Source organism: Flavobacterium sp. J27 (assembly GCF_004303025.1).
GTDB lineage: Bacteria > Bacteroidota > Bacteroidia > Flavobacteriales > Flavobacteriaceae > Flavobacterium.
The window spans coordinates 153,273-178,387 of record NZ_PJQW01000003.1 but is presented as its reverse complement, the minus strand read 5'-3'; the positions used below and the strand labels follow the sequence as shown (position 1 = coordinate 178,387).

31 protein-coding genes are annotated in these 25,115 nt (G+C 30.1%); 12 read left to right on the top strand and 19 right to left on the bottom strand.

Annotated features, from left to right (window positions below):
- Positions 1-16: 16 nt before the first annotated feature.
- Both CX675_RS05160 and CX675_RS05155 read right to left on the bottom strand, forming a co-directional pair.
- Positions 17-1,312, bottom strand: coding sequence for an MFS transporter (locus CX675_RS05160; RefSeq protein WP_130734153.1), 1,296 nt, complete (start codon positions 1,310-1,312; stop codon positions 17-19).
- A 60-nt stretch (positions 1,313-1,372) separates the two neighbouring features.
- Entirely contained in the window at positions 1,373-2,191 is an 819-nt protein-coding gene (locus CX675_RS05155) for a M48 family metallopeptidase (RefSeq protein ID WP_130734152.1), read from the bottom strand.
- Between the two features lie 108 nt (positions 2,192-2,299).
- Here CX675_RS05155 and CX675_RS05150 point away from each other — a divergent pair, with 108 nt between their 5' ends.
- The gene (locus CX675_RS05150; RefSeq protein WP_130734151.1) at positions 2,300-3,160 is read left to right on the top strand and encodes an alpha/beta hydrolase; all 861 of its coding nucleotides are present in this window, start codon (positions 2,300-2,302) and stop codon (positions 3,158-3,160) included.
- Positions 3,161-3,218: 58 nt separating this feature from the next.
- On the opposite strand, the gene CX675_RS05145 is transcribed toward CX675_RS05150, so the two are convergent.
- The 6 genes from CX675_RS05145 to menD form a co-directional block, all read right to left on the bottom strand.
- Positions 3,219-3,779 (bottom strand): chalcone isomerase family protein, encoded by a 561-nt coding sequence (locus CX675_RS05145; protein ID WP_130734150.1) that lies wholly within the window; start codon positions 3,777-3,779, stop codon positions 3,219-3,221.
- Between the two features lie 96 nt (positions 3,780-3,875).
- Positions 3,876-4,439 carry a chalcone isomerase family protein gene (locus CX675_RS05140; RefSeq protein ID WP_130734149.1) on the bottom strand — a complete coding sequence of 188 codons (564 nt, stop codon included), beginning with the start codon at positions 4,437-4,439 and terminating at the stop codon, positions 3,876-3,878.
- A gap of 23 nt (positions 4,440-4,462) precedes the next feature.
- On the bottom strand, positions 4,463-5,389 hold the full coding sequence (locus CX675_RS05135; protein WP_130734148.1) for a YihY/virulence factor BrkB family protein: 927 nt from the start codon (positions 5,387-5,389) through the stop codon (positions 4,463-4,465).
- Complete coding sequence (nadC, locus tag CX675_RS05130; protein ID WP_130734147.1) at positions 5,389-6,246, bottom strand: carboxylating nicotinate-nucleotide diphosphorylase; 858 nt, start codon at positions 6,244-6,246, stop codon at positions 5,389-5,391. The genes CX675_RS05135 and nadC overlap by 1 nt, the downstream gene beginning before the upstream one ends.
- A gap of 111 nt (positions 6,247-6,357) precedes the next feature.
- On the bottom strand, positions 6,358-6,699 hold the full coding sequence (locus CX675_RS05125) for a DUF2853 family protein (protein ID WP_130734146.1): 342 nt from the start codon (positions 6,697-6,699) through the stop codon (positions 6,358-6,360).
- An 88-nt stretch (positions 6,700-6,787) separates the two neighbouring features.
- Entirely contained in the window at positions 6,788-8,455 is a 1,668-nt protein-coding gene (gene menD, locus CX675_RS05120; RefSeq protein ID WP_240723597.1) for a 2-succinyl-5-enolpyruvyl-6-hydroxy-3-cyclohexene-1-carboxylic-acid synthase, read from the bottom strand.
- A 105-nt stretch (positions 8,456-8,560) separates the two neighbouring features.
- Between menD and CX675_RS05115 the strand changes: the two genes are divergently transcribed.
- The gene (locus CX675_RS05115; protein ID WP_130734145.1) at positions 8,561-9,061 is read left to right on the top strand and encodes a GNAT family N-acetyltransferase; all 501 of its coding nucleotides are present in this window, start codon (positions 8,561-8,563) and stop codon (positions 9,059-9,061) included.
- On the opposite strand, the gene CX675_RS05110 is transcribed toward CX675_RS05115, so the two are convergent.
- Entirely contained in the window at positions 9,058-9,645 is a 588-nt protein-coding gene (locus CX675_RS05110; RefSeq protein ID WP_130734144.1) for a glutathione peroxidase, read from the bottom strand. The genes CX675_RS05115 and CX675_RS05110 overlap by 4 nt on opposite strands.
- 110 nt (positions 9,646-9,755) lie before the next feature.
- Between CX675_RS05110 and CX675_RS05105 the strand changes: the two genes are divergently transcribed.
- Complete coding sequence (locus tag CX675_RS05105) at positions 9,756-10,112, top strand: potassium channel family protein (protein ID WP_130734143.1); 357 nt, start codon at positions 9,756-9,758, stop codon at positions 10,110-10,112.
- Between the two features lie 65 nt (positions 10,113-10,177).
- Here CX675_RS05105 and CX675_RS05100 read toward each other — a convergent pair whose 3' ends face one another.
- Positions 10,178-10,642: a hypothetical protein gene (locus CX675_RS05100; protein WP_130734142.1), complete on the bottom strand. Its 465-nt coding sequence runs from the start codon at positions 10,640-10,642 to the stop codon at positions 10,178-10,180.
- 128 nt (positions 10,643-10,770) lie between these two features.
- On the opposite strand from CX675_RS05100, the gene CX675_RS05095 reads away from it, so the two are divergent.
- Genes CX675_RS05095 through CX675_RS05055 form a run of 9 tightly spaced genes read left to right on the top strand, consistent with a single transcriptional unit; the run spans position 10,771 to position 15,932 of the window.
- Positions 10,771-11,277 carry a GbsR/MarR family transcriptional regulator gene (locus CX675_RS05095; RefSeq protein ID WP_130734141.1) on the top strand — a complete coding sequence of 169 codons (507 nt, stop codon included), beginning with the start codon at positions 10,771-10,773 and terminating at the stop codon, positions 11,275-11,277.
- 54 nt (positions 11,278-11,331) lie between these two features.
- Complete coding sequence (locus tag CX675_RS05090) at positions 11,332-11,664, top strand: hypothetical protein (RefSeq protein ID WP_130734140.1); 333 nt, start codon at positions 11,332-11,334, stop codon at positions 11,662-11,664.
- A gap of 3 nt (positions 11,665-11,667) precedes the next feature.
- Complete coding sequence (locus CX675_RS05085) at positions 11,668-12,654, top strand: DUF2071 domain-containing protein (protein ID WP_130734139.1); 987 nt, start codon at positions 11,668-11,670, stop codon at positions 12,652-12,654.
- Entirely contained in the window at positions 12,651-13,025 is a 375-nt protein-coding gene (locus tag CX675_RS05080; RefSeq protein WP_130734138.1) for a hypothetical protein, read from the top strand. Before CX675_RS05085 ends, CX675_RS05080 begins: the two co-directional genes overlap by 4 nt.
- Positions 12,991-13,812, top strand: coding sequence for a DCC1-like thiol-disulfide oxidoreductase family protein (locus tag CX675_RS05075; RefSeq protein WP_130734137.1), 822 nt, complete (start codon positions 12,991-12,993; stop codon positions 13,810-13,812). Before CX675_RS05080 ends, CX675_RS05075 begins: the two co-directional genes overlap by 35 nt.
- Before the next feature lie 3 nt (positions 13,813-13,815).
- Positions 13,816-14,724 carry a TIGR01777 family oxidoreductase gene (locus CX675_RS05070; RefSeq protein WP_130734136.1) on the top strand — a complete coding sequence of 303 codons (909 nt, stop codon included), beginning with the start codon at positions 13,816-13,818 and terminating at the stop codon, positions 14,722-14,724.
- Positions 14,725-14,783: 59 nt separating this feature from the next.
- Positions 14,784-15,065 (top strand): hypothetical protein, encoded by a 282-nt coding sequence (locus CX675_RS05065; protein ID WP_370277564.1) that lies wholly within the window; start codon positions 14,784-14,786, stop codon positions 15,063-15,065.
- A gap of 10 nt (positions 15,066-15,075) precedes the next feature.
- On the top strand, positions 15,076-15,462 hold the full coding sequence (locus CX675_RS05060) for a hypothetical protein (protein WP_130734134.1): 387 nt from the start codon (positions 15,076-15,078) through the stop codon (positions 15,460-15,462).
- Between the two features lie 17 nt (positions 15,463-15,479).
- Positions 15,480-15,932, top strand: coding sequence for an SRPBCC family protein (locus CX675_RS05055; RefSeq protein WP_130734133.1), 453 nt, complete (start codon positions 15,480-15,482; stop codon positions 15,930-15,932).
- An 82-nt stretch (positions 15,933-16,014) separates the two neighbouring features.
- Here CX675_RS05055 and CX675_RS05050 read toward each other — a convergent pair whose 3' ends face one another.
- The 9 genes from CX675_RS05050 to CX675_RS05010 all read right to left on the bottom strand — a co-directional run bounded on the left by CX675_RS05050 (position 16,015) and on the right by CX675_RS05010 (position 25,050).
- On the bottom strand, positions 16,015-16,356 hold the full coding sequence (locus CX675_RS05050; RefSeq protein WP_130734132.1) for a hypothetical protein: 342 nt from the start codon (positions 16,354-16,356) through the stop codon (positions 16,015-16,017).
- A gap of 283 nt (positions 16,357-16,639) precedes the next feature.
- Positions 16,640-17,095 carry a hypothetical protein gene (locus tag CX675_RS05045; RefSeq protein ID WP_130734131.1) on the bottom strand — a complete coding sequence of 152 codons (456 nt, stop codon included), beginning with the start codon at positions 17,093-17,095 and terminating at the stop codon, positions 16,640-16,642.
- Between the two features lie 255 nt (positions 17,096-17,350).
- Positions 17,351-18,673 carry a beta-1,3-glucanase family protein gene (locus tag CX675_RS05040; protein ID WP_130734130.1) on the bottom strand — a complete coding sequence of 441 codons (1,323 nt, stop codon included), beginning with the start codon at positions 18,671-18,673 and terminating at the stop codon, positions 17,351-17,353.
- Between the two features lie 130 nt (positions 18,674-18,803).
- Complete coding sequence (locus CX675_RS05035) at positions 18,804-19,550, bottom strand: LytTR family DNA-binding domain-containing protein (protein ID WP_130734129.1); 747 nt, start codon at positions 19,548-19,550, stop codon at positions 18,804-18,806.
- Positions 19,543-21,282 carry a tetratricopeptide repeat-containing sensor histidine kinase gene (locus CX675_RS05030; RefSeq protein ID WP_130734128.1) on the bottom strand — a complete coding sequence of 580 codons (1,740 nt, stop codon included), beginning with the start codon at positions 21,280-21,282 and terminating at the stop codon, positions 19,543-19,545. Before CX675_RS05030 ends, CX675_RS05035 begins: the two co-directional genes overlap by 8 nt.
- A 94-nt stretch (positions 21,283-21,376) precedes the next feature.
- Positions 21,377-21,772 carry a hypothetical protein gene (locus CX675_RS05025; protein WP_130734127.1) on the bottom strand — a complete coding sequence of 132 codons (396 nt, stop codon included), beginning with the start codon at positions 21,770-21,772 and terminating at the stop codon, positions 21,377-21,379.
- A gap of 154 nt (positions 21,773-21,926) precedes the next feature.
- Positions 21,927-23,423: a hypothetical protein gene (locus CX675_RS05020; protein ID WP_130734126.1), complete on the bottom strand. Its 1,497-nt coding sequence runs from the start codon at positions 23,421-23,423 to the stop codon at positions 21,927-21,929.
- A gap of 3 nt (positions 23,424-23,426) precedes the next feature.
- Positions 23,427-23,912, bottom strand: coding sequence for a T9SS type A sorting domain-containing protein (locus CX675_RS05015; RefSeq protein ID WP_130734125.1), 486 nt, complete (start codon positions 23,910-23,912; stop codon positions 23,427-23,429).
- Between the two features lie 286 nt (positions 23,913-24,198).
- Positions 24,199-25,050: a hypothetical protein gene (locus CX675_RS05010; protein WP_130734124.1), complete on the bottom strand. Its 852-nt coding sequence runs from the start codon at positions 25,048-25,050 to the stop codon at positions 24,199-24,201.
- Between the last annotated feature and the right edge of the window lie 65 nt (positions 25,051-25,115).

The window sequence follows — 25,115 nt, the reverse complement described above, 5'->3', positions numbered from 1 at the left end:
TATTGAGACACCAAAATTATTCTTTATTTTTTGGTACTCGGATTAGTAAAAATATTCCAATTATAAAAAAGGCTGTTAAAAAAACAATAGCATTTCGCATGGATCCTGTAATTTGATCAATGGTCGCAAAAATCCCCATTCCTATTACAATACCTATTTTTTCTGACACATCATAAAAACTAAAATACGATGTAGTATCTTCTGTAGCGGGTAAAAATTTAGAATATGTTGAACGAGATAGAGACTGAATCCCGCCCATTACTAATCCCACAAAACCAGCAGTTACATAAAAATGAATTGGTTCGGTTACAAAAAAGGCAAAAATACAAATTACAGCCCAAATAATATTTATAAGTAATAAGGCTTTAATGTTTCCAATTTTAAAAGCCAATTTAGAAGTTAAATAAGCACCTAAAACAGCAACTAATTGGATAACTAAAATACTTACAATTAAGCCTTGTGTTTTTTCACTATCTGAAGCCCAATTAATTTCTTGTTCTCCAAAATAAGTAGCTACTAACATAACGGTTTGAACTGCCATACTATAAACAAAAAAAGCAGCCAAATAACGCTTTAAAGCTACATTATGAAAAAGTTGCTTTTGCACTTTCAAGAGTTCTTTAAACCCATTAAAAAGAACATGACTAGAAATTTTGTTATTCGTTTTATTTCCTTTAGGTAAATAATAAAATGTATATTGACTAAAAATCAACCACCAACCACCAGTTAAAGCAAAAGAAAGACGCATAGCAAGCAAAGAATCTGCATCTGTTTTCCTAGTTAAAATTAACGCCAAACAAGCAATCAACAAAATAACACTACCAACATATCCAAAAGAAAAGCCCTTAGCACTCAAGGCATCCTGTTGTTCTTCATAAGCAATATCTGGAAGGTAAGAATTATAATATACAATACTTCCCCAAAAACCAATTAAGCCAAAATAGAAACAACTAATTCCCCAGTACACATTCTCTGGTGTAAACCAATACAAACCTATACATGATAGTGCTCCCAAATAACAGAAAAACTGCATAAAACGTTTTTTATTCCCAACAAAATCTGCGATACCAGATAGTATAGGAGACAGAACTGCCACTGTTAAAAAAGCAAATGCTGTAACATAACTAATTAAAGCTGTACTCTTAAAGTCATGTCCAAAAAAAGGTATAACAGGATTCTCTTTTGTGTAAAGAAAACCAAAATATAAAGGAAATATACTAGAAGAAATAACTAACGAATATACTGAATTGGCCCAATCATAAAACGCCCAAGCATTTAATAATTTCTTTTCACCTTTTTGTAATTTTTCCATATTTTTAAAATAAAAAATCCCGATTTAAAATCGGGATTGAATATACTTCTTTTTTTTATATTATTTAAAAGTTACTCCAAATTTTGCTGCTTCTTGTTTTGCAAAAGGCAATAACTCTTTAATTTTATTAATACGTGTTTCATTACTTGGGTGTGTACTCATAAATTCTGGCGGAGCCTGACCTCCTGATTGCGCTGCCATTCTTTCCCAAAAACCTACAGCTGTATCTGGATTGTATCCTGCAATTGCCATTAAAACCAACCCTATTTCATCTGCTTCACTTTCATGATTTCTACTAAAAGGCAACATACCACCAAATTGCGTGCCAGCACCATAAGCTGTCATCCATAGTTGTTGCTCTTCAGAAGATTTACTTCCTGTAGCTACTGCTACTCCTGCTGCACCAGCTTGTTGCAACAAACCTGCACTCATACGCTGTTGTCCATGATTTGCTAAAGCATGTGCTACTTCATGCCCCATAACCGTTGCCATACCTGCATCGTCTTTGCAAATCGGCATAATTCCTGTGTAAAAAACTATTTTACCTCCAGGCATACACCAAGCATTAACTGTTTTATCATCAACTAATTTGTATTCCCACGAATATCCTTCAAGATAATTAGAATACCCATTAGCATTCAACCATCTTTCAGCAGCTGTTTTAATTTTCATACCAACATTTTCTACTCGTTTTGCATCTTTTGTACCAGTAATAACCTTATTTTCTGAAAGAAATTGATCATACTGTTGAAATGCCATAGGCAAAATTTGACTATTAGGAACAAGAGCTAAAGTACTTTTACCTGTAAAAGGATTCTTTGCACAAGACAAAACCATTGCAAATAACATTGCAAATACAATTTTTATTTTATAGTTCATTTTAAATAGTTTTTTAACAAAGTTACAGTTTTTAAAATTTCATTTCAAACAATCATACAAAAAAATAATAGTAATTTTGCAGTACTATAGTTCCAAACTACATATATTATGCCAAAAAGAAAAAAACCGATTACTGGCGATTCTGTTCCTAAAAACATAATTCGTTTTTTCTCTATTTTACAAAAATTATCCACCAATATAACTGTTCGATTTGCGAATCGTCTATTCAGCACTCCTATTAAGTATAAAATTCCAAAAAGAGAGTTTAGAATGGACGCAGAAAGCCAACAAGAATTTACTTTTATTCCTACTATCCAGAAAAAAGTAATGACATATAGGTATGGAAAGAGTTCTAAAAAAATCTTATTGGTTCACGGATGGTCTGGTAGGGGGACGCAATTGGTAAAAATTGCCGATGCAATGATTGTACTTGGATATGAAACAATAAGCTTTGATGCTCCTGCACACGGAAAATCACCTGGAAAAACTACCTTAATGCCTGAATTTATTGCTAGCATTCTAGAATTAGAAAAAACATATGGCCCTTTTGAATTTGTTATTGGTCATTCCCTAGGAGGTATGTCTATTTTAAACGCAATCAAACAAGGCTTAAATGTAAAAAAAGCAATTATTATTGGTAGTGGTGATAGTGTTACGGCTATTTTAAATGATTTTGTCTCGAAATTACAATTAGCCCCTAGTATCGCTATAAAAATGAAAAACAGGTTCGAAGAAAAGTTTCAAATAGACATGGAAAGTTTCTCTTCATATATTGCTGCCGAACAATGTAATATTCCAATATTATTATTACATGACAAAAACGACTTCGATGTTCCTTTCACAGCCTCCGAAAACATTCATGCTCATCTAAAAAATAGTCAATTAATACTAACAGAGAATTTAGGTCATCGAAAAATATTAGGTGATGAGAAAGTAATTCAAGCAATTCAGAACTTTTTATCTCAATAAAATAATAAAAAAACACTTCTTAATAGAAGTGTTTTTTTATTTCAACGAATGTAAAATACTACATTCCTAACATAGATTTTTTAAGGTTTTTATCTGCTGGATTATTTGACAACCAAATTCCGAATAATGCTTTTTTAAAATCTTGCCCTTCAATTGCCCCTTTCTTCACACCATTTTTATATACAACTATACCTGTGCCTGAAACATACGCAAACGTAAATGAATCCCCTTTGTTAAATTTTTCTTGGAAGAAAGTTTTAAACTTCTCAATTCTTTCTTTTAAAGGCTCTAAATTATTATTAGTTGACTTAACAAAACCTTCATCTAACGCACCCATCATTTTTTCTGCCGATACCATACCAGATACAACATCTAATTTGATTGCTGATGTTTCAGAACTATTAACCACTTCTGTTCCATTAGTACTCTTCTTAGGAAGATACAAAGATCCTACATAAAGATCAATCCACCATTTTTCCCTAGTTCCAGCACCATTAAGAACTAACTTTTTACCCTCAATCGTAATTGTTTCTTCTAATTTAACACCTGAAATAGTTGTTTGAGCCGAAACAAAAGATGTAATGAGAATGAGAATAAATGCAAAAAATTTTTTTTTCATAACTTATTTATTGTTTTTTTTTGCTAATTTATAATTTTTATTGAAATATTTTTTACTTTTTGTAATTAAAATCGTAAAAAACAGTAAAAACTCAAATTACAAACCAAGCATTGCTTTCTTCAGCTTTTCATCAGCTGGTTTTACACAAAGCCATACTCCAAATAAAGCTTTCTTAAAATCATGCCCTTCAATGACACCTCTTTTTACACTATTTTTAAAAACTGTGATTCCAGTTTTAGGATTATAAACAATCATAAACTCATCGTTTTCTTTCATAGTGTTATCAAAGAATGAAATAAATTTATCTATTTCAGTTTTTAAAGCTTCTGTACTTCCGTTCATAGAATTTTTAAAACCTTCTTCAAACATTTCTTTCATTCTGTCAGATTTTAACAACCCAGACACCACATTTATTTTTATAATAGCTGGTTCTGTACTATTAATAATCTGATCCGCATTTGACGTTTTTGTAGGAACATACAATGATGCAACATACATGTCAATCCAAACTCTTTCTTTGATACCCGCACCATTTAAAACAAGTCGATTTCCACCAAAAGATAAAGTTTCATAAACACTTACTCCAGATAATTTCGATTGAGCTGTAGCAAAAAATAGGGGTAACATTGTAAAAGTTAACAGTAGGTAAAGTTTTCTCATAGTTGAAAATTATTAAATAATTGTTAAATATATAAATTTTTTCTTTTTAATTTGTTAATAGTTGCATTTAATTCAAAACCGAGTAAAAGAACCATACAATTTATCCAGATATAAAACATTAAAACAAGAAGCGTGCCAATTGACCCATACAACTCATTATACCTTGCAAATTTCTCAACATAAATACCAAATATATAAGAAGTTAGCACAATCAACAAAGTTGTAAATACCGCACCATAACTAATAAAAGAAATGTTTTTTGTTTCGGTTGTTCCAAACTTATATAATATTGATGTTGTAATTAATATCATTAAAATTACAAATAAATATCTTCCCCATTCAATCAAATGCACATCATTAGTTATTAATCCTTGTACTTTTATTTTTTGAATTAGCACTTCAAAAATTACTATTGATGCGACTGTAATAATCAGTATTAATGACAAGGTGATTGAAATAGCCAATGCAATAAAATATTGCCGAAAAAAACCTCTTGTAATCGTTATGTGCGTCGACATTTCAAAACCTCCTAAAATCGCATTTACCCCATTTGTCATTAAAAAAATAGATAAAATAAAACCAGAAGAAAGCAAGCTCTTATAACTAGTATTCATAATATCTTTAATAATTAACTCAATTGCATCATAGGTATTTGGAGGCACACCTTTTTCTACAAAAAAAAGAAAATCATCTTGAAAATTTTCAATCGGAATATAAGGAATTAAATTTAAAATAAATAATGCAAAAGGGAATAATGCCATAAAAAAACTAAACGCTACCGCACTAGCTCTATATGAGAACGCTCCTTTTAAAATTCCTAAAACATATAACTCAATAATATCATACAATGTGAGCCCTTCCAAAGAAGACAATCTAATTTTCTTGCAAATAGCAACCAAATTTTTAATTATAGGAATTTTTCCTAATTTATTTTCGATTGCCTCAGACATTAAATCGCTTTTAAGCTTAAATCCATATTATAAACCGAATGTGTTAATGCTCCGGAAGATATATAATTAACTCCACATTCCGCATACTGTCTTATTGTGTTTTCATTAATATTACCTGAAGATTCTGTTAAGCAAGTATTCCCAATTAAAGTAACTGCTTCACGAGTCATTTCAAATGTAAAATTATCTAACAATATCCTATATACTCCAGAGCTTTTTAATATTTCCTTCACCTCATCTATATCTCTAGCTTCTACAATTATTTTTAAATCTTTATTGTTTTCAGCTAAATATGTTTTTGTTTTCTCTATTGCTTTTGTTATTCCGCCAGCAAAATCAATATGATTGTCTTTCAGCATAATCATATCATAAAGAGCAAATCTATGATTTTCACCTCCTCCAATTTTTACAGCCCATTTTTCTGCAGCTCTTAAACCAGGAGTAGTCTTTCTTGTATCTAAAATTTTAGCAGTAGTTCCTTCTAGTAAACTCACAAAATAATTCGTTTTTGTAGCTATAGCACTCATACGTTGCATGGCATTTAAAACCAATCTTTCTGCCTTTAAAATAGACTGTGATCTTCCAGTTACATGAAAAACAACATCTCCATGGCTCACTTTTTGACCATCATCAATAAACGTTTCTATTTCCATCTCTGGATCAACATAAGCAAACACTTTTTTAGCAAATGCAACTCCTGCTATAATTCCTGTATCTTTTACTAATAATTTTGCTTTTCCTTGAGCATCTTTTGGTATACATGCTAACGAACTATGGTCTCCATCTCCTACGTCTTCTCGAATAGCATTAGCGATAATCAAATCCAATTCTCTTTGAAATTGTTCTTCTGAAATCATGTTTATTTTTTTGAAATGCTAAAGTAAGCATTCGTATTCACAATTTTTTATTTTTAACATAAATACAAAAAAAATCCCGATTACATCGGGATTTGGTTAATTTTTTATATTTTATTTATAAACAGCTTCTTTGTTAAAATGTTTTGTTAACAGATAATAAAAAACAACTCTATATTTATTCTTATTGGATTTACCATACTGATCAATTACAGCTGCAATGGCTGTATCTAAATCTGGCCCATCTTTTAAACCTAATTTTTTTATTAAAAAATTATTTTTTACTGTTGCCAATTCTTTTTCGTCTGTACCTGAAACTGTAGAAGAGTCCGCATTGTAAATTGATGGTCCACAACCTATAGTAACTTTCGTTAACAAATCCATATCAGCAGTAAGACCACACTTATCTTTTAAATCAGCTGCATATTTAGTAATTAATTCATCTCTTTTACTCATAATTTTGTTGTTTTATTTGTTTATAGTTTACTTTAAAAATAGGTATTTTAATTTTAAAACGTAAGATTTAATCATAAAAGTATGATATTTATTTCAAATTTTTAAAATAATCCAACAAAATTTTATCATTAACTTTTTCTGGAGTGGCTATTTCTAACAAAGAAGGTTTACTATCATTTTGAAAAAAATCATCCATACAATCATCTAAATCAACTTCATTGGAAGCTAACATATAATTCAAATCAAACATAGCTGCCAAGTGCTTTGCATTTAATCTATGCGAGGTTTCAAAAAACGTATTAAAAACCTTATTTTCTTGATGTCCAGGTAAAATTCTAAAAATACCACCGCCTCCATTATTAATCAATATAATTTTAAAATTGTTAGGAATATAGTTATTCCATAGCGCATTACTATCATAAAAAAAACTAACATCACCCGTTATAAACACTGTCTTTTTTTTCGACCCTATTGCTGCACCAATCGCTGTAGAAGTACTCCCATCTATTCCACTTGTACCTCTATTACAAAAAACAGTTATCGAAGAATCAATAGCTACTAATTGCAAATATCGAACTGCAGAACTATTACTTATTTGTAACTGAATATGGTTTGGAAGTTTTTTGGCTATATATTCAAAAACTTTAAAATCTGAAAAAGGAATTTGTTCTAAATACTGTTTTGTTTTCTCTTTTCTTAATGTAATAATTTCCTGAATTTTCAAATCATAGTTACTTTCTACAAAACGAGAAGCATGAAATAACAAATTAAAAAAATGATTGGGTTCTGTTTGAAAATGCTTGGTAAGAGCGCCATAAGTATCATACGCTCTTAAATAATCTATATGCCAATGCGCTGTAGGTTTATATTTTCTTAAAAAAGCTTTTACTCTTTTAGAAACAACCATACCTCCAAAGGTAACTAAGATGTCTGGTTGAAAAAAAGTAAACTCTTCTTCTGTAAAAGGGGTAATAATGGCATCAATATGATTTACAAATTTAGGGTGAAAAAGATTAGAGGTCTTCTCTGTCATCACAACAACAGAAGGATCAGCCACTAATTGCTCGATTATTCTTTCTTCAATCGTATTCGGTTTATTCTCTCCAATTAAAACCAACTTTTTCTTACTTGCATACCATTGATTTATATCCTTTTCTTCTATTGCAAAAGATTTTTTTTCATTTTCAAAAGTAGCCCAATTTGTAGTTACAGAAATGGCGTCAACAACCTCGTATAAAGGTTCTTCAAAAGGCACATTAATATGTACAGGTCCTTTTAGATTTACTGCAAGATGCAGTGCATATTGAATGGCTAAATCGTTTTTTTCAGAAGCTTCCTCAGTTAAGTTAGCACTATTAATAATATGATTAGCAAAAACATTTTCCTGTCTAATAGTTTGTCCGTCTCCTATATCAATTTTATCATGAGGTCTATCGGCACTAATAACGACTAAAGGAATTTGGCTATAAAAAGCTTCTGCCACAGCTGGATAATAATTTAAAAGAGCTGATCCTGAAGTACAAACCACTGCTACAGGTTCTTCCAATTGTTGTGCAATACCTAAGGCAAAAAAAGCAGCACACCTTTCATCAGCAATACTATAACAAGTAAAAAAGCTATTACTTGCAAAACCAATAGTTAATGGTGCATTTCTTGAACCTGGAGAAATTACAATATGTTTTAATCCTTTGGCTTTACAAATTTCAATTAGACTTTGTGCTAAAGGTATTTTGGGATATTTAGTATTTGGTATCAAATTTTTACAGTAACTATATTCTAAAATGGAACGAATAAATTGAAATACAAAGGTAAAAAGTTACCTAAGTTTTTAATAATTTTACTAAAAATAAATTATGTTCTCATGCAGGTTATTATAAGACCGTACCAAACAGAAGATTGTCAGGCTATTTTAGACATTATCAATTACAACATACATCACACAACTAATATTTATGAGTACGAAGCTCGAACGTTAGAAGAACAAAAAAATATTTTTACAGAAAAAACAGCCAAAAATTTCCCTGTCATTGTTGCCGAACTAAACCATGAGGTTGTAGGGTTTGGATATTACAGTGAGTTTCGTACTAGACCCGCTTATCAATTTACTGTGGAACATTCTGTCTATATTTCTCAGCAGCATTGTAACAAAGGTATAGGAAAATTACTGCTACACAAATTAATTACTTTGGCTAAAAAACAACATAAAAACACCATGATAGCAGTAATCGATTCTGAAAACGAAAAGAGTATTCTATTTCATGAAAAAGCAGGTTTTAAAAAAATAGGAACCATTTCACAATCGGGGTATAAATTTGACCGTTGGTTAAATACCGTATTACTACAGTTATTTCTACAACCTTAACGTTTATTTTCTATCCAATTAATTACAGTAGTATCTGTAGGTAATGTTTTTGGTGAAATAACCTTTTCTACTTCCCCTTTTTCATTAATTAAGTATTTCTGAAAATTCCAAGACACTTCGCTGTCTTCTAAACCATTTTTAGCTTTTTGAGTTAAAAATACATACAGAGGATGCATATCGCCCCCTTTTACAGAAATTTTACTCATCATTGGAAAAGTAACACCATAGTTTCTCTCACAAAAAGTAGCAATCTCTTCATTGTTTCCTGGCTCTTGAGAAGCAAAATTATTAGCCGGAAAACCAACAATGATAAAATTTTGATTTTTATAAGTGTCGTACAATGCTTGTAAATCTTTATACTGAGGTGTTAGCCCACATTTTGAAGCCGTATTGACTACCATTATTTTCTTCCCTTTTAAAGTAGCAAAATCAAATTCATTTCCTTCAATATCTTCCACTTTAAATTGATATATGTTTTCTTTCATACTATTTTTTTTATTATTAGATGTATTGCTCTTTTTTTGAGCAACTAAACTTTGCTGTACAGAACAGATGATGGCACAAAGAATTAAAAACTTTTTCATATTTCTTATTTTTTAACTCAAAATTACATTTTTTAATAGCCTCTTCTTCTTAAACAAATCATAAATATTAATAAAATTTTGTATTTTAGAAATCTAAATAAGTAAACCGTATGTTTTTCTACAGAACCTTAATTTCATTTTTACAAGATGATGAATATAGGGATTTATTAATTACCACTATAATGATTGTTTTGGTAGGAATGTTTACCTATCATTATTTGGAAGGCTGGAGTTTTATAGATTCATTATATTTTTCTGTAGTAACCTTAACAACTATAGGTTATGGCGATTTTGCACCAAAAACGGATGGCGGTAAATTATTTACAGTTTTATACATAATAATAGGAATAGGAATGATTCTTAGTTTTATTAACACCATTCAACATCATTATACCCACATGCGTTATAAAGAACGCAAAGAAATTTTACGAAAGAAATTAAAAAAAGAAAACAAGCATAACGCATAAAAAAACGAACTATCAATAAAGACAGTTCGTTTAAACAAACAAATACAACATGGCAAAACTAATTGTTAATGCTTTTTATGCCCTTTATGCTTTCCATTATTAGCATAATATTTTTTAGCTTTATATTTTCTTTTATGATTGTTAAAATAGGTATAAGGTTTATGTCCGTGATAATCTAACGCTACTCTATATCCTCTTCTCACATCATACTGATTACAATATCTTGGTAAGGTTTTAGATCTTACCCAGCCATTTGATGTATAGTAAATATAAACCGATGAGTTAATATCAAAATAAGCTTCTATCTCTGGATAATAATAATATTCTACAGCTTCATAATGATTGCATCTTGCCGTATGCACATGTCTATATTCTGGAGCATAAGCACGATTGGCATTGGCATTAATACTAACACTAACCGATACCTGAGCATTACTTTGTAATGCAAACAAGGAAGCAAAAATGAAAAACAAAAGGGCTATTAATTTTGTAATGGCTCTATTCTCGTTTTTTATACTAATCGTTTTCATAATACATTATTTTATTTGTTAGTATAAGTATAAAACCAAATACTGTGCCAAAATAAACTTTCATTTTTTTTTGAAAGTTTAAAAACTTTTATATATCTTTGTTTCATCAAATACTCTTTCACATAATAATGGAATACAAAGAAGCAAAAAATAAATTCGTTCAAACTTGGGGCGCCTTAGGCTCGCAATGGGGCATTAATAAAACCATGGCTCAAATACATGCTTTATTAATGGTGAGCAACGAACCAGTTTCTATGGAGGATATTATGGAAGAATTGCAAATTTCTCGCGGAAATGCGAGTATGAACATTCGTGCTTTAATGGATTGGGGAATAGTATATAAAGAATTTAAAGCTGGTGAAAGAAGAGAGTTTTTTACTGCCGAAAAAGATTTAGATGAATTAGCTGTAAAAATTTCAAAAGAGCGTAGTAAAAGAGAAATTAAACCCGCCTTAAAGGTTTTAAAAGAAGTTTCTTCTATTGAAGCGAGTCAAAGTGATGAAGAAAAACATTTTGTAGAGCAAACTTCTAAACTTTACGATTTTGTTTTAAAAGCCGATAATGTTTTGGATAAAATGACCGAATATAAAGACAATTGGCTGGCTCAATTACTAGTTAAGTTTATGAAAAAATAAAAAATTTTAATTTAAACTTTCATTTTTTTCTGAAAGTTTAAAAAAATAAGAATTATGAAAACAATTAAATATTGGAATACTTTTGCTATAGGTCTACCCATTATACTTTTATTTTTAGGCTGTTTAGATGAAGTATTTTTGTTTTACGCTGCTGTTTCTACGATATTAACTGGTCTAATTCAAATTATTTTAGGGTTAAAAATGTTATTTGAAGCACCTTCTAATAAGAGTTTACAACTTTATGCAGGAAGCGTTGGTTTATTCTTTTTTACTTGGATACTAAATGCCAGATTCAATTACATCGACATCATTACTTATATACTGGTACCCATTCCACTTATTTTAACGGTTTATCTCTCTGTAATTATTTATAACACTAACAACTAAGTTATGGAATTCTTAAAATACATCAAATTTATTAATATAATAGCACTTCTCTTTTTACTTTTTGGTGGTTATGGAATTGCTTTCACTGGAATCTTTCAAGTTATTGCTGCCTTTCTTTTTTTATTACACGACCCTAAAAACAAATTAATCTATATCTATTTTGTTTTAGTTATTATATTTTTCACATTTTGGGATGGTGGCTTTGGATGGCTTTTTTTAATTCCTATTACTTTAATTTTCTTTCTAACTTATATTATTCATTTTCACAGAAGAAAATCAGTTAGTTTTCTAACAGCCAACTGGAAAAATCTGGCTTTAATTAATTATGAAATTAATCCTTCTATTTTAGAAAAACACATACCAAAAGGCACCGAGCTAGATGATTACAATGGAAAACACTACGTGAGTTTAGTTGGCTTTCTATTCCAAAATACGAAACTATTAGGTTGGAAGATTCCTTTCCACAGTAACTTTGAAGAAGTGAATTTGCGTTTTTATGTTAAACGTTTTGAGAATAATGAATGGAAACGAGGTGTCGTTTTTATTAAAGAAATAGTCCCAAAACCAGCCCTAACATTAGTTGCCAATACCATTTATAAAGAACATTATCAAACCTTACCTATGAAACATAGTAGTTTACCATCAGAAAATAATTCTAAATTAAGTTACCAATGGAAATACAATAATTTTTGGAATACAATCGAACTGATTACAGAAAAGGAATTACTTCCTATTGAGGAAAACTCTGAAGCACATTTTATTTGCGAACATTACTTTGGATATACTAAAAAAAACGACACTACTACTTTTGAATATGAAGTAAAACATCCTAAATGGGAACAACACAAAGTAGTTGAAACCGAAATAAAAGTTGATTTCGAAGCAGTGTATGGATCGGATTTTGGATTTCTAAAAAATACAGATCCATCTTCTGTAATTGTAGCGAAAGGTTCTGAAATAAGTGTTGAAAATAAAAAAAGAATATCATGAAAACACTAATTAAAATTAACAAAGTCACTTTTTTTACTGCATTAATTCTTATGGTTACTTTTTATGGAGGTCCAATTGGGTTGTTATTCTTGGGTTTTGTACAAATTGTTTCTGCTATCTATTTGAGTTATTCTTTTTATAACAAATCTATTAAAGCCAAAAGATATTTAACAGTGTATTGGGGCTTGACTTTCATTGAATCGTTAATTCTCTTTTGGATATTCAAAAGTAAATTTATTCTTATTCATTTTGAACTCTTTTACGCTATAACACTTATAACTCCTTGGATTGCTGCCACTTACTTCTATATAATTCTAAATAAAATAGTTACAGAAAATGAAAACCTTAACGAACCACACATTACTCTATGACGAAGATTGCCCTATGTGCAATTTATACACTGCTGGGTTCATCAAAGCCAAGATGCTAGATGAAAATGGGCGGAAAGCATTTGTTGCTTTAACTGATAAAGAACAAACCTATATAGATGTAGATAAAGCGAAAAATGAAATTGCTTTAATAGATAACATGAATAAAAAAGTTGTATATGGAATTGACAGTTTATTAAAAATAATTGGCTTCTCTTTCCCTTGGATTGAAAAAATAGGCAATTGGAAACCAGTCAACTACCTGTTGAGAAAGCTATACAAGTTTATTTCTTACAATCGGAAAGTAATTGCACCTAGCAAAATAAACGATTCAAATAAGCTAGAATGCACACCCGATTTTAATGTTGCTTATCGCATTTCATATATAATTTTAACAATTTTATTTACAGCTTTTGTACTATTCCAATATGCCAAATTATTGTCTTTCTTATCAAATACTCTTTTTAGCAAAGAATTAGCATTAGCCTTGGGGCAAATTGGTTTTCAATATCTTTTTATTCGTAAGATAAACAAACAAGACCAACTCCATTATATTGGAAATTTAATTACTGTTTCTGTAATAGGAAGTTTGTTTTTACTTCCAATACTTATTCTAAATCAATTTGTAGTTCTCCATGAATACATTACTCTAGGTTGGTTTGGCATAACCGTAAACCTAATGATTCTAGAACATTACAGAAGAATCAACCTGTTACAATTACCAAAACACCTAACATTAACGTGGATTTTGTATCGCATCTTAGCGTTACCCTTCTTATTAAATTTTTAAAAAATGAAAAAAATTGTCATAGCTGCTGGAACTGGATTTTTAGGTAACGTCTTAGTTCGTTTTTTCAGACATAAATGTGATGAAATAGTGGTGTTAACGCGTGGAAAATCTGAAGATAGAAACCATGTAAAATATGTCCATTGGGATGCCAAAACGCTTACTGGTTGGGAAACCGAATTAGAAAATGCAACAGCTTTAATTAATTTAGCAGGAAAATCGGTTGATTGTCGTTATACAGAAGCCAATAAAAAAAAGATTTTAGATTCTCGAATTGATAGTACTGCCATTTTAAATATTGCGGTTTTAAGTTGCAAAAACCCGCCTCAACATTGGTTAAATTCATCAACGGCCACCATTTACAGACATTCGGAAGACAAACAAATGACAGAACGTAATGGAGAAATTGGAGAAGATTTTTCAATGAATGTGGCCAAGACTTGGGAACAAACTTTTTTTGAAGTACCTACCAAAAACACCTTAAAAACAGCGTTACGTACATCTATTGTTTTAGGTAAAAATGGAGGAGCTTTTATTCCTTTAAAGCGACTGACTCTGCTAGGATTTGGTGGTAAACAAGGCAAAGGCAACCAATTTATTAGTTGGATACACGAATATGATTTTGCTAGTGCTATAGCATTTATTTTGGATCATCAATTAACTGGTGTTGTTAATATTGTAAGCCCAACACCAATAGCAAATACAACATTTATGAAGCAATTGCGAAAAAGTCATGGGATGCCTTTTGGTTTTTCTACTCCAACTCCAATTTTAAAATTAGGGGCAAAATTCATTGGTACCGAAACCGAATTAGTATTAAAAAGTCGAAATGTGATTCCGGATCGATTACTTCAAGAAGGATTTCAGTTTCAATTTGACACCTTAGAAAAAACAATTTCAGATTTAGTATCATGAATCTCAATATCATTGGCTACCTAATTTATTTTAGCATTACATGTTTCATTATCCTAAAAGTGGGAAAAGTATGTTATGACAACGGAAATATTTACGTTGCCCAATTAATTCCTAATCATGAAGCACTTTGTCAAAGAATCAATCAAATGTTGCTCATTGGATATTATCTGTTAAATATTGGTTATTGTGCTATGACAATTATTTCATGGCAAAAAATAATTTCTTTTGAAAACTTAATTGAAATTATTGCATCAAAATCGGCTATTATCATTATTACCATTGCTTTTATGCATTACCTCAACATTTTTTTACTCACTAAATTCATTAAAAAATTAATTTAAATTACACATTATGGAAACTTCAAAAATTTTAATTGGCTACGCTATTTATATCCCAGTAGTTATGTTTTTAACCTTTTATGTTTCGAAAACCCTTTTCAAAAACAGTAAAATTTATATGCTCGATATCTTTAATGGGCGTGAAGAAATTGCTTTAGCTACTAATAAACTTTTCGAAACTGGCTTTTATCTCCTAAATATTGGTTTTGCATTTCGTATTTTAGAAATGAGCATCAGTGATAATTCCTATCAATCTTTAATAGAAAACTTAAGTTATAAAATAGGTGGTTTTTCAATTTATTTAGGCATCATGTTATTTTTAAACTTATATTTATTTTTTAGAGGAAAAAGGAAAGCAAAAGCAAGTCGAAAAACACAAACTGTTGTGGTTAATGGCTAACTCTTTTATTTAAAATCATGACAACCATACATCTTACAACCAGAATTAAAGCACCTTGCCATATTGCTTTTGATATAGCAAGAAACATTGATATACATCAACAATCGGCAACCAAAACAAAAGAGAAAGCCATTGCAGGTAAAACTTCAGGATTAATCGAGTTAGGAGAGACAGTAACCTGGAAAGGGAAACATTTTGGTTTGTATATTAAACATCAAAGTATCATTAGCCAAATGGAGTATCCAAATTCTTTTGTAGACGAACAATTAAAAGGACACTTTAAAGCTTTTAAACATACGCATTTGTTTGAAGAACAAAATGGAATAACCATAATGCAAGATATTTTAGAATATGAAACCCCTTATGGCATTTTTGGAAAGTTATTTGATAAATTGTTATTAAAAAACCATTTAAAAAACTTTCTTAGCTCTAGAAATACAATTTTGAAAAGAATTTCAGAAAAGAAATAATTCACTTTATCCTATTTTTAAAAAATCCCCATAAAATATTTTCATTTATGGGGATTTTAAGGTAAATGTCTTTTATAAAAAATTAATTTACTTCACTAGCTTCAACTACCTTAGCCACATCTGGTCCCATTTTAGCGTCAGTAGTTAATTTCATAAAATAGACATAAGGTCCGTTTTTAGGAGCTTCCGCTATATAAGCACAGTTCCAACCTGTTCCCCAAACTAAACCAGTGTCCCAATCATGATTATGATCGGTATCCCAAGTCCATTTTTTATCATTGTCTGTTGGGTTAGAAGGAAAACCTCCCTTATAAACATATATTCTTCCTTGTTGTGCTCTAAAAGGAGCATTAGTACTCCATCTCAGCCATAAATTACCTTGTTTTTGGTAGGCTTCTAATTTCCATTCAAATTGTGCAGTCATAATTTTTGCTTATTTGTATCCTTACTCGTAAGGCTTTTCAGGTTGCGCCTCGTTTTTTAATGTGATTTCTGAACTTCACTTGGTTGTTGTAATATTACGTTGTAAAATTACTTTTAAACCACAGAAAAAAACAGAGCACAAATAACTGATTTACAATAAAGTAAAAACACTTTTTTTCCAAATAAAAATACCTGATTTACAAAACAAGTAAAATCGCAAAAAAGAGACTATTTATCAATTAGTCTCTTTAACAAATTAAACATAACAAAACCTTATTTTAGATTTAACCTTGTAATTGAGGATTTAAAACTCCAGCAGTAATGGTATAAATTAATCCATTTGGGCCTTCTTGCGCGAATCCAAAAATTCCATTTTTTCCTTCTTGATAAATTTGATTCTCTCTTTCATTATAAGGTATGTTTGCCCATTTTTGAACATCGGAAGCTTTTACCGTTATTTTAGTAACTGGATAATTAGAATCAGAAGGGCAATTAATTTCTAGCTCAAATGAAGTTTCTAAGATGTTGTTTTCAGGAATCAAAAACCATGAAGGGGTATCTCCTGAACTGTTTTGACCTGGAGGTGTTGGTAAATGGACTGCTTCATTAATTGGAAAAGATCCTGTTCTTAAAGTTCCATTCGTAATTTTTGCGAGTGTGCAAAATATTTTGCTTCCGTCAGCAGCTTCTACATCATTTTGGCTTACAGCAGATAATTGAAATACATTAGTTGTTATCATTTTATTTAAATTTATTTGTTTATTCTTACTCATTAGGCTTTTCAGAATACGCCTCGTTTTTTACATGGTTTCTGAACTCCACTACTTAAAAATTAATTTAGCAAACTATTAATTTGTTATATAAAGCTAAAAATGAATTGTAGTAAAAACGAACAAATAACCATGAGCACCAACTTTTTAGTCACAAAACGAGCAACGAATGGAACCAAACAAAAAACACTTTTAAATTGAAAAAACAATCCTCTTGGTTTGAGATTAATTGTTTTCGGTTACATTAAAAAAAGATATTTCTAAAGTATCCACATTGGCAGGGTTTAATGATACTAAAACAGGTGCAAAACGATCGGAGTAAGCAAAATTATAAGCATCAGACAATTGTTGTAAAGTGGCTGCATACTGATTATAATAAGAACTATTACTTTGCAAATAACTAAACAATTGATCATTAGCAATAGTAAACCATTGACTACTAAACATGGCACCAACCATAACATCATTCATTTTAGTTTGCGAACCAATTGCTCCAATATTAAATCCAGCTAATAAATCTCCTGTAATCCATCCATATACATCATTAGCTGGTTTTTGAGTACTAGCACCATTTAAAGAGAATGACGCATTGGCTCCATAAATTCCGTCGGGATTAAGCAAATCTTCTTTTTTATACACCATTGTTGTATTAGTTGTACCTACCCTTCCAGATAAGGTAACATTTCCATTGTCATCTATAGTAGCTGTCAAATCATACGCTTGGGCACTTTGAGGTCCTGAAAGTGGCACATTTGGTCCTACACCATTAAATTGTCCTTTTATATATGCTATTTTTCCAATTCCCAATGTAGGAATTATATGCCCTAAAGTTGTTTTTGTACCAAAATTAGTCATTAAGTAATTCAAATAATCATTAAAAAGTGGATATGGTATAACAGGTACGCCACCAATTGGTGGATAAGAAGAGGGGCCAATAATTCGGGCAAAACCTGTACCTGGCTGGTTTATATTTTGATGAAAATCACCTGGAACCAAAGCTGGTAATGCGTTAGCAAGTCTAGACTGAGTGGTAGATGTAAGATTATTCAAATTAGAATAAATCATTTGTGAAGTAACTCCAGCTTTTATTCCTTTATCAATTTGTATGATAACATCATCTTTTAAGGTAGTTAATTGCATCGGTATACTCCAATAATCTATACTCGTTAAATCGGCCACGTCGCTAGCTTTACCATTAAAAGTAAGTTCCATTTTATCATAGCGAAGAAAAAAATTAACATCGGTAATATTTTGAGCAGGTTCATAAAACGTATTTAAAACTGACCACGTTTGCCCATAAGAAATATAAATTCGACCACTAAAATTTCTTATTGAAACTCCTTTTTTTAAATCCTCAAAAGCATACCATTTTCCTTTCCCTACTTCTTGGTTTAGAGGAAGGATTTCAATATCTAAAGGATCTAACGGGTTAGAATTTGGGTAACTTATTGCAAATGGTGCCGTTGTGCTTCCTGAAACAAATCCAATAGAAATTAACTTGTCGGATAACCCACTTTTATTCTGAAAAATTACATTTAAAGTTGTCATAAGTATTTATTTTTGAGTTTAGTCTATTTTTTAATTACCAAAATCAAAAATAAATTCAAGGAGAATGCATCTGAAAAAAATAGGCATAAGAATGAAAATAATTGGCACGAAGAAAACCTCGTTTTTAAAATTATTTTAAAGTACGCACATTTTTAATAATATCTTTATACTTTTCGCTTAAAGTAGCCTTGTATCCTCCTGTTAAAACAATAAGGTTATCGGCAAGAATAACTTCAGTAATTTTTTTATTATTTACAATAAAATTTCTGTGCGTTCTTGCAAAAAGAGAAGCATCAAGTAATTCTAGAATTTTTGTTAAAGAAATTAGAATAAGAAACTTTTCATTTTCTGTAATGATGTTGCAATACTTTTCTTCAACTTCAATGTAAATAATATCTTCAATTAAAACTTTCTTTAGCGATTTTCCTTTTTTTATAAATAGATATTCTTCACTTATAACCGTATTTTCTTCATCACTTAAAAAAACATCACTTTGATTATAGAACTTTTCCACAGCTAACTCTAAAGCATATAATAATTCTAATTCATTAAATGGTTTCATTAAGTAACTAAAAGGTTTAGTTAATTTGGCACGCTCAAATATTTGTCTGTCAGACGAACTGGTTAAAAACACAAAAGGTTTAGAAGCATTTGGAACAATATTTATGGTTTCTGCAAATGCAATTCCATCTGGAGAACCATTTAAAAAAATATCAATAATTACAATATCTATTTTAGCTTCATAAAACATAGACAAAGCATCTTTATGATTGGTAGCAACACCAGCAACAGTATAATTATTTGCTTCTAATACTTTAATCAATGCTTCACTTTCAGAAGGAGTATCTTCAATAATTAATACATTAATATTATCCATGTAAATGCTTTTTAGGCAAAGATACAATGATTTTTGTTCCTTTTCCTAATTCGCTTTGTATATCTAATTTCCCGTTATTCTTTTTTATAATTGATTTACATAATTGCAATCCTAAACCAGAACCAATTATTTTTTCGTTTTCTTTTTTAGCCAGCAAAGTAGTTTCTTTCAAAAGAGATTGCCTAGTAATTTCACTCATTCCTAATCCATTATCTTCAATAATCAAACGGCAATAACTATCATCAACACTTTCTGAAAATACTTTTATAAACCCGTTTTCATTAGAAAACTTTATAGCATTGTCTAAAAAATTTCTAAGCAATAATTTTAACGATTCTTGATCTACAAAAATGATTTCTTTCTTATTGACTGTATTTTCAAATTGAAGCTTTTTGTCATGCATTAAAGGCAAATAATTATAGGCTACTTGCTCCACTAAAAAATACAATCGCTGAGAAGTAATTTCAAAGTAGGATTGTTTTGTTTGTAATAGTGCCCAATGTAATAAATTATCTAACAAATTATAGGTACTATTTGCAATTTGATTATTTTGGTGAAGTAAAACATCTAATTCCTCCAAGTTTTTAGTCGCTAAATTTTCTAATAATTTAGCATTACTAACTTTCATCATATTTACAGACGATCTCAAATCATGACTTACGATAGAAAACAGCTTGTCTTTAGTGGCATTTAGTTCATTTAAAGCTTCTTTCTGTGCCAAGATAATTTTATTTGTTTTTATTTTTTCTTTATAAAAATAAATTGTTGTTCCTAGCAACAACAACAGTACTATTGCTGAATAAAAAAGACCATTTCGTTCTGCAATTTTAACTTTATTTTCGACCTGTAAAAAACTTACTTCTTTTTGTTTTTCTTTTACAGCAAATTGTTTTTCGAGTTGTGCAACCTCCCATATTTTATTTTGATCGTTTAAAGAGTCCTTCCACTTTTCCAATTCCTTCCTATATTGTAACGCTTTTAAAAAATCTTTTCTATTCTCTTCCACAACTGCCATATTATTCGCCGTATGAAATTTTAACTTATAATCTTTTGTATTCTTAGCTAATTCATACGCTTTTATAAAATAAGGAATTGCCAAATCATCTTTATACTGCTCATAATACAGGTTCGCAATATCACCATAAGAACCTACCAAAAGAAGTGTGTCTTTGTCTTCTTCTTGCTTTTTAGCACTTTGTAACAAATAGTATTCTGCCTTTTCAAAATCTTTGATGTGAATATAGCAAATACCTAAATTATGTTCCACTGTACTTTTCTTAATTCCAAAAAAATCGAGATTAACAACATTTTCTAACTGTTTAAAATAGGACAAAGCTTTTTCAAAATCTTTCAATTCTAGTGTAGTTTCACCTAGAAGCATTACTACTCTATTATAAAAATCAAAATCTTCAGTAACAGAATCAAGTTCTTTTTGACTTTCAAGAAATAACTTTTTTTGTTTAAAACTAAACCCTCTAAAAAAATGGCAATAATTATTTAGTTCCAATTTTTTTTTACTTTCGCTTAATTGTTTCATGGAATAAACTAACGTTGAATCCCAATTTTTCTCTAAGAAAAAGAATGAAGCTTTCTGAAAATGAGGCTTATTTAACCAGTTTTGGGTTTTAATTTTGATGTTTTTTTCAAATAAATCATTTTCAATACTATTTTGACAAAAAGCTGAAAAAGTTAAAAACATCAAAATAATTATACTCTTATCAAAGAATTTCATTTGCTATAATTTGACAGCAATTTACTTAAATTTAAAACATAAAAAAAAACAGAAGTTGTTAGCTTCTGTTTTTTTTAAATCTTAAAGATACATCTTAAGGTTGAACAGTTGTAATAGTACCTCTTGAAGTTTCTGGATCTTCGTTCCAAACTGTAGTTTGAATCGTTTTAGGTTGAGTAGATATATCTAACATAAAATTAACTTGATAAGCGCTAAAATTAGCTGATGACTCTTCAGGAGCATCATAGGTTACATATAAGTTAGGCATTATATCATTTTTTTCATAATACACTTGAATAGCGTCTATACTTGCATTGGCATCTATTAAAACTACTGCGCTAACTTGCAATGCTTTAGACTCAAAATAAGCTTGTACCAAAGGAGGAAAAGGTGTTGATGGTCTCGCATTAGGAAATGCAATATTAACCTCTAGTTTTGTAAACCCAACCTTTTCTAACTGAATTCCTGGCGGAACTATCGTATTTTTCATATTCATATTTTTAAATTGGTTATTTTGAAAATATTTTAAAAGTAAACATAATAAGAAGTATTAAACTGAGTTTGTCCTAGTTTTGGTTTAAAAAAAAATTTTTAAGATACTTAACAAACTCAGTTTATATTCAATTACTTTACAATAATTAAAATTAATATGGTAACACAGTAAATTTTGAAAGCGTATATGCTCCTGTAACTCCACCAGTTGTTATAGTACAAGAACTTCCAGTAACGTTAAATGTCATTGTTATTCCTCCACACCCAGAGTTTAACGTAATCACATTGGCAGTAGCAGACATATTGGCTGAAGGCAATACATTTGCAGAACTCATTATAGTAATATCTCCTGAAGGAGCAATAAGCATAGTTCCTCCAAATACCTGACCTTGAGCGCAATTATTATAAATCATAAAAGTAATCATGGCTCCTCCACTTCCAATACTAAAAGCAGCTGAAGGTGTTCCATCAAAACTATCTACTTGATAATATGGAGCAACCGCAGGACTTGCCCATTGACCATCACCTCTTAAAAAAGTAGTATTACTAGGTGTACCTCCCGCACTAATCTTTGCTGTAGTAACACTAGAATTAGCTAATTTTTCTGTAGTAACAGTTCCATCTGCTACTTTAGAAGTTGTAACGGAATTGGCTACTAAATCTCCATTTTGTATCGAGTTAGTTAAATTTAATTTACTGTAAGAAATAGCTGCCGAAGGGCTTACATCAGCATTTACAATTGTTCCATCTACAATATCTGCTGAAGTTACTGGACCAACTGAAGGAGTAGTCCAAGTTGCAATACCATTAGCATCAGAAGTTAAAACTTTCCCAGCACCCTGATTACCATCTTCAATTCTAATATTTCCTTTAACATCTAACCTAGCCAGAGGATTATTCGTGTTAAGTCCAACCATATTATTCTTAACGGTTATGGTTTCGTAGTTACTAGAGTATAAACGAAGACTACTAGTTGCTCCGCTATTTAACCCGATATAGATATCCTTATCAATAGTACTATTCGTGTTTTGAATAACTCTCATATTAGCGTAACTATCATGAGTAGACAAATCTAATCCTTGCTGTCCGGCACTACCACCGTTTATTACTAATTTAGCAGTAGTAGGATTTGTCGTGCCTATACCGATATTCCCACCATTGTTATAGAAATTATTCCCATTAGTTACCCATGTTGTACCATTCCAATAAGGTGTATTCCCTGCAACTGTTCCGTCTGCTAATGTTCCGTCTGCTTTACCAGCATACAAAGCATAAGGCACACTTAAAAGTTGACTTGTACCAGAGATAGTATAATTTGTACCTCCGTTTAAATCTGTTTCAGATTTAATATAATAATTCCCTGTTGACCAATCTACAGTCGCTAAATTTCCTGTAACTACGTTTCCTGAACCGATTTCTACACTTACTAAACCATTTACGTTAGTTGTAGGTGTATGTGTTTCAACGTATACAGGAGTTCCTGAAGAAGAACCTTCTAAGATACTTATTTGTATACCAACTGTAGTAGAGGTAACTAAAGCGTCACTTGCGTCTCTAATAACTGCCTGATAGCTCATTTTTTGAGGTGCTTGAGCAAAACCTAATATACTGATAAATAAAAAAGTAACAAGAGTAAATATTTTTTTCATAAATTATTTTTTAATGATTTTAAAAGTTTTGATTATTTTGTTGTTTTCCACAACATTTAACAGATAAATTGCCTTTGGATATTCGCTCATCAAAAGGGTTGTGTCTTGACTAGTGATTAAACTACTTGCTAGTATTCTTCCATTAAAATCTACAAGTTGATATGATAAATTTGAAAACGCTCCTTGTTGGATTGTTAAATTTAAAACATCAGTTGTTGGATTTGGATAAACAGCAACATTTAGGTTAATCGTAAATAATTCAGAACCTAGAACGGTTTGAATCTCATAAGGTTGTTGCACCCCTTGAGCAACAGAACCAGTCGTACCAAAATTTGTAGTGTACACTATTTGCCCTACTGAGTAAGAGGTACCACCACCACTTCCAGATGCGTCACCCCCAGAACTTACAGTTCCTTGTTGCCCATAAGTAACAACAGAACCCAAGCCAAAGAGCAAAGCAAAATAAAACTTTGTTTTTTTGTACTTCATAATACTAATTTAATGGTTAATTTAAGTTATTAATTCTACTAATCATTGATTTATGAATTAGGTTTTAAACTTAATAATAATTTATAATACAAAAATAAAGTGTCAAAAAAATTGCTAACATAAAATGTGAACAAGATTGGTATTTTTTGGTATAAGAAGGGTATTTAGTAAAAATAGTCTTTTTTAGGTCCTTTCATTTGTAAAAAGACTACTGCTACCCTGTATAAACAAAAAATCTTCATTAAAGCAATGAAGATTTTTTGTTTATACACAATTCGAATATAATTTATTCATATTCATAATTCACAATTGTTTTTAATAATCCTGTATGCTCTATATGTGTTTTAGGATAATTTAAATCATTATACGTATATATATATCGATATTCTTTTTTGGAAGGTGTTGTAGACGAAAATTTTAAAAAATTATGATATGAAATACTTTCTAAAGGAAATTCTTTTTCATGGGGTGCAATTAAAGTTACAATTGTCTTGTAATTTTTACCAAATACATTTTGAACAAATAATCGCATAGCTGAAAATTTATCATCATAATCATAACTATCTGTGGAACGATCACCAAAAACGCCTTTGTAAGCAATTAAGTCTCCTTCTATATAATCAATTCTTCTATTACTAATTACTTTTTCATTAATATCTCGTTCAGATTCATTTACGATTCGCCCATTTTCTAAAGTATAGTCTATCCATTGTACAAACTTTAATGAACTATTACTCCTTTTTGTAATTGCCTTTATCTTATTACCCTCATACTTATAGGTAATTGTTTTGGAAACGCTTTTCCCTCCCTCTTCATACTCATTCACATATTTAATTAAATTATTTCTATCATCATAAAAATAAGATGCAACTTCTCTCCAATCGCTCATTTCATTTTCACGAACTGTTCTATCTAAATAGCCATTTGCGTTATAAAAAAAAGATTGCACAATATCAGATGTTTTTATGGATAGTATTTTTCCATCTTGAAAAGTATACTTTTTGGTACTATATTCGCCTGTTTTAGTATTTGTTTCGGTACTTGTAATTTGTTTCAGTTTAACCGACGTTTCAGTTTCTTGAGCTTGTACGCACAATGCAAATACAAACCCAAAAAGGGTAAGTAGTTGTTTTTTCATAGGTTTAAATTGTTAGATTTGGGATTGCTAAAATACAAAATCGTTTTTTATAAAAAAACTTTTAT

Excerpts from the sequence above, each read along its gene's own strand:
- CX675_RS05160 (WP_130734153.1), bottom strand. The coding sequence starts at position 1,312 with ATGGAAAAATTACAAAAAGGTGAAAAGAAATTATTAAATGCTTGGGCG.
- CX675_RS05155 (WP_130734152.1), bottom strand. The coding sequence starts at position 2,191 with ATGAACTATAAAATAAAAATTGTATTTGCAATGTTATTTGCAATGGTT.
- CX675_RS05150 (WP_130734151.1), top strand. The coding sequence starts at position 2,300 with ATGCCAAAAAGAAAAAAACCGATTACTGGCGATTCTGTTCCTAAAAAC.
- CX675_RS05145 (WP_130734150.1), bottom strand. The coding sequence starts at position 3,779 with ATGAAAAAAAAATTTTTTGCATTTATTCTCATTCTCATTACATCTTTT.
- CX675_RS05140 (WP_130734149.1), bottom strand. The coding sequence starts at position 4,439 with ATGAGAAAACTTTACCTACTGTTAACTTTTACAATGTTACCCCTATTT.
- CX675_RS05135 (WP_130734148.1), bottom strand. The coding sequence starts at position 5,389 with ATGTCTGAGGCAATCGAAAATAAATTAGGAAAAATTCCTATAATTAAA.
- nadC (WP_130734147.1), bottom strand. The coding sequence starts at position 6,246 with ATGATTTCAGAAGAACAATTTCAAAGAGAATTGGATTTGATTATCGCT.
- CX675_RS05125 (WP_130734146.1), bottom strand. The coding sequence starts at position 6,699 with ATGAGTAAAAGAGATGAATTAATTACTAAATATGCAGCTGATTTAAAA.
- CX675_RS05115 (WP_130734145.1), top strand. The coding sequence starts at position 8,561 with ATGCAGGTTATTATAAGACCGTACCAAACAGAAGATTGTCAGGCTATT.
- CX675_RS05110 (WP_130734144.1), bottom strand. The coding sequence starts at position 9,645 with ATGAAAAAGTTTTTAATTCTTTGTGCCATCATCTGTTCTGTACAGCAA.
- CX675_RS05105 (WP_130734143.1), top strand. The coding sequence starts at position 9,756 with ATGTTTTTCTACAGAACCTTAATTTCATTTTTACAAGATGATGAATAT.
- CX675_RS05100 (WP_130734142.1), bottom strand. The coding sequence starts at position 10,642 with ATGAAAACGATTAGTATAAAAAACGAGAATAGAGCCATTACAAAATTA.
- CX675_RS05095 (WP_130734141.1), top strand. The coding sequence starts at position 10,771 with ATGGAATACAAAGAAGCAAAAAATAAATTCGTTCAAACTTGGGGCGCC.
- CX675_RS05090 (WP_130734140.1), top strand. The coding sequence starts at position 11,332 with ATGAAAACAATTAAATATTGGAATACTTTTGCTATAGGTCTACCCATT.
- CX675_RS05085 (WP_130734139.1), top strand. The coding sequence starts at position 11,668 with ATGGAATTCTTAAAATACATCAAATTTATTAATATAATAGCACTTCTC.
- CX675_RS05080 (WP_130734138.1), top strand. The coding sequence starts at position 12,651 with ATGAAAACACTAATTAAAATTAACAAAGTCACTTTTTTTACTGCATTA.
- CX675_RS05075 (WP_130734137.1), top strand. The coding sequence starts at position 12,991 with ATGAAAACCTTAACGAACCACACATTACTCTATGACGAAGATTGCCCT.
- CX675_RS05070 (WP_130734136.1), top strand. The coding sequence starts at position 13,816 with ATGAAAAAAATTGTCATAGCTGCTGGAACTGGATTTTTAGGTAACGTC.
- CX675_RS05060 (WP_130734134.1), top strand. The coding sequence starts at position 15,076 with ATGGAAACTTCAAAAATTTTAATTGGCTACGCTATTTATATCCCAGTA.
- CX675_RS05055 (WP_130734133.1), top strand. The coding sequence starts at position 15,480 with ATGACAACCATACATCTTACAACCAGAATTAAAGCACCTTGCCATATT.
- CX675_RS05050 (WP_130734132.1), bottom strand. The coding sequence starts at position 16,356 with ATGACTGCACAATTTGAATGGAAATTAGAAGCCTACCAAAAACAAGGT.
- CX675_RS05045 (WP_130734131.1), bottom strand. The coding sequence starts at position 17,095 with ATGATAACAACTAATGTATTTCAATTATCTGCTGTAAGCCAAAATGAT.
- CX675_RS05040 (WP_130734130.1), bottom strand. The coding sequence starts at position 18,673 with ATGACAACTTTAAATGTAATTTTTCAGAATAAAAGTGGGTTATCCGAC.
- CX675_RS05035 (WP_130734129.1), bottom strand. The coding sequence starts at position 19,550 with ATGGATAATATTAATGTATTAATTATTGAAGATACTCCTTCTGAAAGT.
- CX675_RS05030 (WP_130734128.1), bottom strand. The coding sequence starts at position 21,282 with ATGAAATTCTTTGATAAGAGTATAATTATTTTGATGTTTTTAACTTTT.
- CX675_RS05025 (WP_130734127.1), bottom strand. The coding sequence starts at position 21,772 with ATGAAAAATACGATAGTTCCGCCAGGAATTCAGTTAGAAAAGGTTGGG.
- CX675_RS05020 (WP_130734126.1), bottom strand. The coding sequence starts at position 23,423 with ATGAAAAAAATATTTACTCTTGTTACTTTTTTATTTATCAGTATATTA.
- CX675_RS05015 (WP_130734125.1), bottom strand. The coding sequence starts at position 23,912 with ATGAAGTACAAAAAAACAAAGTTTTATTTTGCTTTGCTCTTTGGCTTG.
- CX675_RS05010 (WP_130734124.1), bottom strand. The coding sequence starts at position 25,050 with ATGAAAAAACAACTACTTACCCTTTTTGGGTTTGTATTTGCATTGTGC.